Here is a 3,917-nt window from a genome sequence, read left to right as displayed (position 1 = left end):
GATTGGTCTTGGCAGTTATAATCATTCCCTACCCCATCATATTGAGTGGATACGCAGTGGTAATGAAAAAGTGAGCATAGTCGTGGCTAGTAGCTGCATTTGCTATTCCACCACGGTTTTCTATTATTTGATCGAATATACCGGGACCTAATTTTTCTGTTCCCTTAAAAATCATGTGTTCTAGGAAATGGGCCATGCCTGACCAGCGATCAGGTTCTTGCCTAGCGCCTGCTCTTACCCACACATCTACGACCACTACCGGAGTGGCTGAAATATACTGATGAATAACTGTTAGACCATTATCCAACTTCAGTATATGAGCTGGACATTTAGGACTAGAAGTTGCTATAGACAATTGTTTTAATAAGAAAATTTATCCTAGTTTCTCCGTATATATTGTAAAGCTTTCTCACTGGACAATTTGTCAAATTTAATACTAATATCATGTCTAAATAATTAAGTGATAAAAAAGTTTTTGTTTGTAGTTGGGCTTTAGCCCATGAAATGTCTATCTTACAGCGGGTTTCATTATATAGTAGGGGTTAACGGCCGTTAACCCCTACAGATGGCGTATAATTTCATTTTTTGCGTAAGTCCTGATCATGTTTCTTTGAATACCCACAATAAAAATTTTAGGGAACAGGGGAAAATTTGCAGAATTGCTGATTGCTGAGTGCTGAAAGCTGAAAGCTTGAAAAAAAAGCGTAGTCAAATCTTAAATAATGATTGACCACGCTGAAGATTGAATTTTTAAGTTTAGTCTCAGTTTTGATCCTGAGTTCTGGTGTTATCCAAACACTAGATAAATCTAGATATTATATACGGATATTACCAATATTCACACCAGGAACATCAACACCACCAAATGTGCTGATAAAGATTGGTCCACCAGGATTATCAGAAGGAACAGTTTGATTAAATATTGCTGCCTGCTCTGGGTTTAGGTCTTGCCGAACTGTATAACTAGCATCTGCTAAGTTTGAGAAACCATAGTTGCCATTGACATCACTAGCAACAAATATTTCATCAGCATCTCGAACAGAGTTGTTATTCTGATCGAAGTAAACAACAATACCACCAATACCAGTTTCACCACCATCTAGGAAACCGTTGCCATTGAGGTCTTCAAAAGTTACCCCACTAATACTACCAATACCTGTAGATGGTGGTGGTGGTGTTATACCTGGAGTAGTGCTATTACCGAAGTTGACAAAGTTAGCATCATCTCCTGCAAATAGGGTGACAGTTGGGTCTGGAGTAGTTTGGAATAAACCTGGTGGTGGCACCTGTCGAACTGTATAAGTGCCAGGTGGTATATCTGCGAAGTCGTATACTCCCAAGGAATCTGTAACCGTCTCACGTTCCTCATTATCAAGGATTAAGTTACCGTTGCGGTCTAGGAATACGGTAACACCAGGAATACCATTCTCTCCTGGCTCGATCAGACCATTACCATTAATATCGTTGAAAACAATACCACCAAGATCGACAACAGGAAGCACAGCAGGTGGCAGATTTGTGGGATTGTTAGCAAAGTTAACAAAGTCAGCGTTATCCCCTGCTGCCAAGGTAACTACAACAGGAGCTGGAGTTGTAGAGTCAGTGAAACCAGGTAGTGGTTCCTGACGAACAATATAAGTTCCTGGATCGATATTAGGGATTTCATAGCGACCAAATTGGTCGGTGAAAGCAAATCGTTCATCATCATCTCGTTCCCCGTTCTCGTTGGCATCTATGTAGATAGTAGCATTAGGCAGTTGCAGCTCACCTGGGTCTGCCACTCCATCGCCGTTATCATCTATAAATGCAATACCAGAAATATTAGCACGGACAGCAGGAGGAAGTACCGGAGATTGCCCAAAATCAATTACCAGGTTAGAGTTCTCAAACTGGTCAACAGTAATTGTCAGATCTGTTGGAGTTGTAGAAATAAAGCCTTGTGAAACTGCGTTTGGATCGTTGGGATCTGTAATAACATCTCGTGGAATGAGTCGCAATGTGTAAGTACCTGGTAGAAGACCAACAATTGCATAATCTCCGTTAGTATCTGTGAAGGCATTAGGCTCAATATCTCGGTTATCAAGAATGCCATTTTCATTTATATCCACATAGATTTGGAAACCAGGTACACCCCTTTCTACAAATTCATCAGGGTCAAGGATACCATTACCATTAGTATCGCTAAAGTCTTGGATACCATTACTGTTAAAGTCTTCAAATACAGTTCCAGTAATTAAGGTTTGTGGTTGGTTTCCAAAGTTATAAACGGTACTGAGACCATCACCAACAGTTACCAAAGCTGTTGGAGTTGTCTGAATGAAACCTGTGCGATCGAGAATTTGTAGAAGCTGATAGGAACCTGAATCTACATCAGACACATCTAGACCATAAGTACCACCAGGACCACTAATTTGATTTGGTTCAAAGCCTTGTATCTGACCATCTGCTTTTGTGTCTAGGAAGACTTCAACACCAGGTAAACCAACTTCCCCTTTCAAAGGTTCAAATAGTCCGTTACCGTTGTTGTCACCAAATACAATACCACTAACAGTATCTGCCTCTGGTGATGTGACGTTAACACCTACATCAACATCTGTTAGACTTTGACCAAAGGGAAGATTAATTGGTGTTGGTGAGATATTGGGGTCGGGTGGAACCTCGCCTACAGTAACATTAATAATTGGGCGAGCGTCAGTTTCGTCTCCATCGATTGTACCATCGCCGTCTATGTCTCGACCTGTTAGGGATAAGTTTTCTTGCAGAACAACATCAACTGTGTAATTACCAGGCGTTACACCATTAAATATGTAACGACCATTAGGGTCTGTGAAGGTTTCGGGTTCGTCTAGATCGAGTACACCGTCACCATCTATATCTTCGCCTTCATCTAGTGCTCCGTTAGCGTTGAGGTCTTCATTGCTATCGAGTCGTCCATCACCATCTATATCTAAGAAAACTTGAGCTGTAGGAATACCTGCTTCCGTGAATACTTGTCCATCAAGTACACCATTACCGTTGAGGTCTTCCCCTGGATCTAATACCCCATTACCATTTAGGTCTTCGGCGCTACTGCTAAAGTCCCGAATTCCATTGTTATTCTCATCAGTGAAGATGAAACCACTAATGCTCGTGTTGGGGTCAAAGATACTGGTATCGCCAAAGTTATAGACGACAGTCTGACCAGGAACAACTGAAACTAGGGGAGTAGGAGTAGTGTTAATAAAACCAGCAGGTGGTGTTTCTAATACTCTGAAGTTTCCTGGTGGTAATGTAAACCGATATTCCCCGTTAGGATCTGTTCGGGTAACTGGTTCATTAGCATCTGCGAAACCATTATCATTTAGGTCTACAAAAATTTCGACATTTATGAGTCTTGGTTCGTCAGGACCTGCTAAACCGTCAGCATTGCGATCATCAAATTTAACCCCAGTAATTGTACCTCTGCTATCAGTATCTACGACAGGGGTTTCGCCTGGGGGAAGAGTGGGTGGAGGATTTATTCCTGGTCCTGGTTGGTTCCCAATATTAACGAAATCAACATTTTCACCCCCAACTATTGTAATTATTGGATCTGGAGTGATTTGCGTGAAGCCTGCTTGCTGCACTTCTCTGACCACATAAGTAGCAGGTGGTAAAGCTTCAAAGCTATAGCTACCATCTGGAGCAGTAATAGATGTGGGTTCATTTGAGTCTAGAACTTGATTATTATTAAGGTCTAGATATATAGTGAATCCAGGTAGGCCAAGTTCACCTGGATCTACTGCATTGTTACCATTGTTGTCACTAAATTTAGTACCAGCAATTCTGCCTGTTACTGTTACTTGGCTAGCTGTTATAACACCATCTGTTGCACCTACATCAGCATCAGTTGTACCATCAGTTGTGCCTGCATCAGCATCAGTTGTACCATCAGTTGT

1 protein-coding gene and 1 pseudogene are annotated in these 3,917 nt (G+C 41.4%); both read right to left on the bottom strand.

Annotation, left to right across the window (positions count from 1 at the left end; all coding sequences use genetic code 11):
• Nucleotides 1–52: 52 nt before the first annotated feature.
• Nucleotides 53–355, bottom strand: a pseudogene (locus ACP6PM_RS19205) (M16 family metallopeptidase); the annotation flags it as partial.
• Nucleotides 356–815: 460 nt separating this feature from the next.
• A partial coding sequence (locus ACP6PM_RS19200; RefSeq protein ID WP_426587420.1) for an SdrD B-like domain-containing protein occupies nt 816–3,917 on the bottom strand: 3,102 nt, incomplete at its 5' end.

The organism is Dapis brunnea BLCC-M229, from assembly GCF_050015995.1.
Lineage (GTDB): Bacteria > Cyanobacteriota > Cyanobacteriia > Cyanobacteriales > Microcoleaceae > Trichodesmium.
This window is presented reverse-complemented; position numbering and strand designations above follow the sequence as displayed.